The organism is Cognatundibacterium rugosum (genome assembly GCF_014284365.1).
Taxonomy (GTDB): domain Bacteria; phylum Pseudomonadota; class Gammaproteobacteria; order Burkholderiales; family Burkholderiaceae_D; genus Undibacterium; species Undibacterium rugosum.
This window is the reverse complement of record NZ_JACOGG010000049.1, coordinates 1-937: the sequence shown is the minus strand read 5'-3', so window position 1 is coordinate 937 and position 937 is coordinate 1. Positions and strand designations below refer to the sequence as shown.

At 45.0% G+C, this 937-nt stretch carries 1 protein-coding gene; it reads right to left on the bottom strand.

The annotated features are described in order from the left end of the window. Positions 1–85 precede the first annotated feature (85 nt). The gene (locus tag H8K47_RS17970; RefSeq protein ID WP_186882723.1) at positions 86–388 is read right to left on the bottom strand and encodes a hypothetical protein; all 303 of its coding nucleotides are present in this window, start codon (positions 386–388) and stop codon (positions 86–88) included. Between the last annotated feature and the right edge of the window lie 549 nt (positions 389–937).

Below are 937 nucleotides of genomic sequence, written 5' to 3'. Positions count from 1 at the left end.
CCAGATATCATCGTTTAATACGCGCCGAACCATTCCATCTCCCTTTTATCCAGGATGGAAGAATCCTGCAAATCAGCAAAAATGTCTACTTGCTGGCTGATTCTATGAAATGAGGACATGCCCTAGTATTTGTCAACAATTTATTAGCAGCTAAATACATAACAGGTAGATCCATTGCTGATATTGGGGTATCCGGAAACCACATTTGAATATCTCCTTCGTTAAGCTGTAATTTTTCTTTCGCTTGTGCGATTGAAATAGTCATCTTCTGGGTATAAGCCTCTTCAGAAATTGGCGGGCTGGCTAACATCAACTTAGGCGTACCAATCACTCCCCCAATGTCAACCGAATCTCTTTTAAGGCTGTAACCCGCACAAGTGGTACGCATCGCGATGCGCCGCATGGAACGTCGTTCAGCTGAATATGCCGAGTTATCGACTAGCCTGCATCTGGGTGCTACCTATGTTTTGTGATCAATTAGCTTGAGCCAACGCGTAATCATTTACAGATCAGATACATTACAGAATTTCGCATATCGGCTCACGTGGTAAAAGAGCGCCATCAGTTCACCATTCATGCCTGGGTAGTATTACCGCCCCCCTCCATTATGAGATCAAATTACTTCAAGAGGACTGCAATTTTGCGACAACGGTGCGCTTGATCAAAAGTAGAGTTTCAAAAAGTATCCCTTTAACAGAAACGCTGTCTGCAGTCCGCTTACACCATTATCGGGAACATCTGATACGCGATAAGCATGGTTTTGCGGCACATCTCGATGCGTCCTACTTTTGAGGGTTACGGCCTTGCATCGTAAGCGCGAATTTCCCCGCACATAGCGCAAGAACTTAAAGAAGAGGAACATAGGTGTCCACTTATGGAGGTGGACACCTATGCAAGAGAATTGGAATGAGTCAGCGTTGCACCTGATCGTTACCGG

Coding starts and splice junctions, on each gene's coding strand:
- H8K47_RS17970 (WP_186882723.1), bottom strand. CDS start 388: ATGCGTACCACTTGTGCGGGTTACAGCCTTAAAAGAGATTCGGTTGAC.